At 60.5% G+C, this 5,604-nt stretch carries 4 protein-coding genes; all 4 read right to left on the bottom strand.

Features of this window, described 5'->3' with window-relative positions:
* The coding region (locus QZY48_RS27875) for an NERD domain-containing protein kinase family protein (protein WP_295436895.1) at positions 1-1,124 on the bottom strand (1,124 nt) is incomplete at its 3' end.
* Positions 1,124-2,545: a hypothetical protein gene (locus QZY48_RS27870; protein ID WP_295436894.1), complete on the bottom strand. Its 1,422-nt coding sequence runs from the start codon at positions 2,543-2,545 to the stop codon at positions 1,124-1,126. The genes QZY48_RS27870 and QZY48_RS27875, both read right to left, overlap by 1 nt.
* 268 nt (positions 2,546-2,813) lie before the next feature.
* Positions 2,814-4,166, bottom strand: a complete 1,353-nt coding sequence (locus QZY48_RS27865) for an AAA family ATPase (protein WP_295436893.1) — start codon at positions 4,164-4,166, stop codon at positions 2,814-2,816.
* On the bottom strand, positions 4,163-5,604 hold a 1,442-nt coding region (locus QZY48_RS27860), incomplete at its 5' end, for an N-6 DNA methylase (protein WP_295436892.1). The genes QZY48_RS27860 and QZY48_RS27865, both read right to left, overlap by 4 nt.

Here is a 5,604-nt window from a genome sequence, read left to right as displayed (position 1 = left end):
GGCGCCCGATACGCCTCAGGCGCCACATACCCGGCCTCCACCAGATCGACGATCGCGGGGGCGATGGTCAGGCCGCGGTCGACGGCGGTCTTGGCGAAATCGAAGTCGGTCAGTCGCGTCGTGCCATCCTGCCCGAGCAGGATGGCCCCGGGGGTCAGATTGCGATGCAGCACCCCATGTTGATGGGCATGGGCCAGGGCGGCCAGCAGGTCGCGGGCGACGCGCCACTTCTGGTCCAGGGTCAGCGCCAGTTGCGGACGCGCCAGGTGCAGCGTCAGGGCCTGACCGGGTGTGTCGTCCAGCACCAGGCAATAGGCCCGATCGTCCTCCGTCGGAAAAAAGTCGCGCGCCGCCACGATGTTCGGGTGCAGTGGCAGGCGCGACAGCGCCCGGTAGCCATTCGCGATCAGCGCGATCTGCGCCTTGCGCGCGTCTTCCGGCTGGTAGGGCTCGGCCGCGTAGACCCGCAGCCGCGCTGTACCCCCGGCGAAGAGGTTCTCGGCCCGGTACTCGGTATAGGCATCCGTCGCCCCCAGCCGCTCCTTCACCTGCCAGTGTCCAAAGCGCGGCACGCCCGGGGCCGGCTTCACCACCTGCAAGGCGTGCAGGATCAGAGCCTGTTGAGGCAGGATGTTTCTGGAGAAACGGGCCGGGATACGGGTTCCGTCCTTGAACCAGCGTTGTGCATCCTTGAGCTTGACGACCTGTTCGGCGTCGCGCTGATCGCGGTCGTTGAGAAACGCATCGGGCGCGGTGAGTAGGATGGCGACATCCACATAGATGCCGTCCAGCTCGCCGCGGCCCGGGTGGGCCTCGGTGATCAGGCCCTTGACGGTCTTCGCATGACTGCGCAGTTTGGGCAAGGGTGAGGGGTAAGCCGCGCGGCCCTCGGGGTACCACTTGCTGCCGTAGACCTCGATCGTACCCCGGGTGCCCTTCACGTCGATCAGGTAGAGGGCATGGGGCGTCAGCAGGGCGAGGTCGATTTCGAAGCGCTCCCTTTGGCGCACGATCTCGAAGTTATGCAGCAGGATGAAGTTGTCCGGCAGGTGATCCCTTAGGTAGGCGATGGCGGCGCGTTCGGCGTCGTTGATTGGGTCGCCGATGGGGATCACTTTGGCCATTACATTTCCTCTCCTGAGATCGCACATTCGACGATTCGTCGGGCTTCCCTCTCCAAACCGATCGCTTCCCCCCTAAGTTCGGAGACCGCCAGCCCCTGCCGTCCTATGCTGACCCACAAGTCTTCTGGCACTTTGGGGATGACACAGTCACCTATCTGCCATACGTCCAGATGCGGAATCGATGAACCAAAGGCACGCGCCTTTAGCTGACGGATGCCGTATTCAGAGGAAAGGAATACGAAAAGGAATCCTGCATCCATTTCGCTATTACAGTGAATCCGGATTGCATCCTCGGAGACAGCTCCGCCAATGATTTCCCCATAAGGAAGTACCGGGCGACCAATCACACCCGAGATCTGGCCGGATCGTGGAATCAGCAGCGTTTTTCTCGTCACAACGTAGGGAGCCGCCATTTTATTAGGAAGATAATATAAAGGCTCGGGGTCGCTCCAGAATATCGCTGAGGTACCAAACATAGGAATCCCACCGGAGTCGGAATCTAACGGCACCCGCTTGAATCTTTTTGGCTCCTCAATTGATGAGGCGATATCTGATAAGCGCTCGGTCGACGCTCCATTCGATGCGATTGAACTAAATGCTTCTGAGTGATATCGACTGTGAAAGAAACCGTCGAATCGAGACTGTAGGCTCGATGCCTGCACCGAAGCCGTTGAGAAGGGCGTTGGTGATGATGTTAGTAATAATTTCGGCAGGTGAAGCGCGCAGAGTAAATCAGTTATCGCGTGTGTTAGGGTGCAGTCTGCATGAGAGCGTTTGAGTGCTGCCAGTTCGACAAGTGTATGAACGCGCAACTCGGCATCTGCTTCAAACCTAGGCACCGGCAATTTCGCGATGTGCTCTGACTCAATATGCTGAATAATTGCGCCATAGGTGCCAGACACCACCAGCGGCATACCATATCGACTACAGAGAAATGCGTACAAATAGCCAGATGGGATGCAGGAGCCGTTGGGGACGACTTTGAGCACGTCCTGAGAGGACCAGACTCCATCCATGTCCGGACGCACGTAGCAGGTCCGGCCGATGGTCCCGGAACAAGAGATCAGCGTCATGCCTGGCTTCAAGCGCAGATAGGACAAGCGCGACGAATCGGCATCTTTACGACGGAGCAACGGCAAGCTACTAAGATCAGCCAGCATCATGGTGCCACTGCTGATGAATGGCACTCCGCATTCGGGTGAATCCACATAATTGCGCTTAAACATCGGCCCGTTATAGATGCCGCCCACGTAGCCGGCGGTGAGCGTGCTCAATGGGTCTTTGCGGACACTCAGCTGCCGCAAGATATCTCTTGCCTCCAGCGCCCCCGACATATACGGATTGCAATCGAGCCGCCGCCCGCCTTCTTCCAGCCAACTCGATCGCACCACACGGGCGTTCTTGAAACTTGCGAAGTTCATGCCGCCACCCCCGCCGAAAACCAGGCGCGAAGCTGCGCAGTCAGCCGTTGAAACTCGGTATCGGTGCAGGCATTGATCCGTATGGCCGCCGCAATCCGCTGGTAGACCACGGATGAGTGCTTCGCCTCACAACTGGAGGTCGAGGCTTTAGCCGGATCAGGGTCGCTGAGACGCAAGGTCGACCGGCTAAAGCCTCGACCTCCTGTCTCATTGCGGGCGGAATGACAACCGCACCTGATCCTGTCGCCGGTAAATAAGACAGGGTGTCTCATGCGAGAACTCCCGCCGCGAACAGGCTGCCAAGATCGATGCCGCCCTGCCAGTCCCTGAGCCGGGGATGCTCATGACCGCCCACGACCTCCACGCCGCCGGAGGAGGACGTTTGACGCGCGCAGAGCAATTGCGACCGCGAGCAACTTGCCAGCACGACCGTTGAGTATGACGATACCCAGACCTGGCTGTCATACAGGGAGGAAAGTGATTGCAGGATCGCCTCGATCGCTCGGGGATGGATACCGTTCTCCGGCTCTTCCGTGACAAGCAGTTTCGGTGGATTGTGCAGGTAGGGCAGCAAGGTCAAGGTCAGGATGCGTAGCGTGCCATCCGAGAGTCCGCTGGAGGTGACGCTGTAGCCGCTGACATAGCGAATAATGAAATAGGCGTAATGATCCTCCTCACGTTCCTTGATCTCGATGTCTGCCACAGGCACCAGTGCGGTCTTGACGTGATCCACCCAATCCGAGTAGTCCTGGCTGCGATAGGCTGCGCGCTCGGCCGCGCTGGCTCCATCCGGCAGCCCGTCCAGTTTCAGATCGAGCGCCAGCCATGGCAGGTTGAGTGCCGAAGGAATGACGCCCTTTTCCAGCCCGGGGGGACTCGGCGCACGGAGCCGGTCCCACTGCGGATCGAGAAAGACACTCCGTGCGGTCAAAAGGCCATAGAGCCAATAGGCGGCCGGATAACTATCCGGACTGTACTTGACCGCCGACATGGCGAGCAGGCTCGGTTTGACGCGAGTCGTCAGCGAACCCGGTTGGATGTCGGTCTCGGTCTCGAAGACGGCCGGGCCACCGGCTTCACGACGCAGGATGAAATGCCGGTCGGCCTGGCCGCTGTTCGATTCACCCCAGATGCCGACAACGGACCGGTCCGGCCGCCCTTGCTCAGGGAAGACAAAGAGATATTCACTCCGGACCTGGAGGTCACGCTCGTTGACGACCTCGAGCCGCAATTCGTAGCGGATATGCGTTGGCCAGCGTGCCGGGGTGTCGCGTAGTGCATCCGCCTCGCCGTTGGCACTGGTGCGCAGGGCCAGCGCTTCGACCCACTGATCGCGGATCTCGTCAGGCAGCTTGGCCTCCAGGGCAATCGCGCAGTCGTCACCCCGCCCGGCATAGATCAGCTCGCGTAGGGTTGCGGCCCGGGCGGGCTTGTCGCCGCGTTTGACCAGGAAGATGAGGGCGATCGTATCGGCACGCAGCAGTTCCCCGACCAGGAAGGGTAAGTCGAGCAGCGTGCTCTTGCCCGCACCGTTGGCGCCGACGATGACCTGAAAATCGGTCAGGTCTACTGCCAGGCGTTCAAAGCAGCGGTAGCGGATCGCTTCGAGGCGCGTGATCATTTGCCGGGCTCCGGATGCTTGGTGCGGAACTCGGCGTAGGCCTTGGCGATCTCGGGCAGGTCGTCATCGAGAATGCGGGTCTTGCGGTGCAGGGTGCGCACGTGAAGACTGCCGCCGATCCGCACCTTTTCCTCAAAGGTCGCGTCGATGAGGATTTCCTCCCCATCCGGATGCCGCTTGTAGAGCGTATTGCCGCGGCGGTCGAAGCCGACCTTCTCCGCCACGGCCATGAAGACGGGGTAATCCTGCTTGTTGCCCATGTCCTCGGCCTGAATAACCTCGCTCGGCTTTTTCTTGAGGAAGAGCAGGCTGGTCAAGATGTTGACATTGGCCTCGACGATGAAGCATTCCACCGGCAGGTCGATGCTGGCCAGGACCCAGCAGTGGCGCAGGATCCAGTAACGGATATATTCGTCGCCGGGGTTGCCGAGGATGCCGTCCGGCAGGACGATCCCCAACCGGCCCTTGGGCTTGAGCCATTGGATACAGCGCTCGATGAACAGGACCTCGGGCGAGACCGCGGACTTGAGCGCCTGCGTCATCACAAAGCCCTCGCCCTGACGCTCCCACCGCCTGGCCAGCTCGTACTGCTCCAGGATGGTCCTCTCGGTGATCGGGATGTCTGAGCCGAAGGGCGGATTCGTCATGATGAGATCAATCGACCCGAGCGGGATCTTATCCCTGGCCGCCTTGACTCCCTCCAGATGACCGAGCGGGAATTCCAGCGAATTCATGTGGTACAAATGGCCCAGCGCATTGCCCGCCATCATCACGTTCATCTGCGCGGCCCGCACCAGGAAGGGGTCGAAGTCGGCGCCGTAGAGCTTATGCGTTGCGTAATGGGCCAGGCGATCCCGGATCGAAATGAATTCTTCGGTCTTTTCGTCGCCGGCCTTGAGATCTTTCTCGGCGTAAAACTTCCGGTTCAGGTGATTGAGCACTTCAACCAGGAAGCCGCCGGTACCACACGATGAGTCGAGTACCGTCTCGGTCTCCTGCGGCGCGAGGATTTGCACCACCAGGCGGATCGCGCCGCGTGGGGTGAAATATTGGCCCCGATCACCGCGCAGGTTGTTGCCGACGATCTCCTGATAGGCGGCGCCCTTGGCGTCGACATCGGTCCGCGCGAAGTCGTAGCGTGAGAGTTCCGAGACGATGAAGGCCAGGGCCCGGTCGGACAGCGTGATCTCTTCGTTGCCCTTGAACAATTGCGGATAGGCGCGCTTCACCGCCTCGAACAGCGGCACGATGCGCCGACGAATCTCCTTTTGCCCGGCGGGCTGGAATGGTTCGTAAGGTCCGGCCCAGAAGTCGCGATGCTCGCCGGGACGGCGCTCGTCGAACATCTTGCAGAAGATCAGATAGAGGAACTGCCAGAAGGCGGCATCCTTGGGCATGCCTTCGTTGCCGTGGATGTAGTTGTGGCAGCGGCGGAAGG

Origin of the sequence: uncultured Thiodictyon sp. (genome assembly GCF_903828115.1) — a bacterium.
GTDB lineage: Bacteria > Pseudomonadota > Gammaproteobacteria > Chromatiales > Chromatiaceae > Thiodictyon.
Note: the sequence above shows the minus strand (reverse complement) of the source record. Positions and strands in the feature narration are given on the sequence as shown.

Coding starts and splice junctions, on each gene's coding strand:
- QZY48_RS27870 (WP_295436894.1), bottom strand. CDS start 2,545: ATGAACTTCGCAAGTTTCAAGAACGCCCGTGTGGTGCGATCGAGTTGG.
- QZY48_RS27865 (WP_295436893.1), bottom strand. CDS start 4,166: ATGATCACGCGCCTCGAAGCGATCCGCTACCGCTGCTTTGAACGCCTG.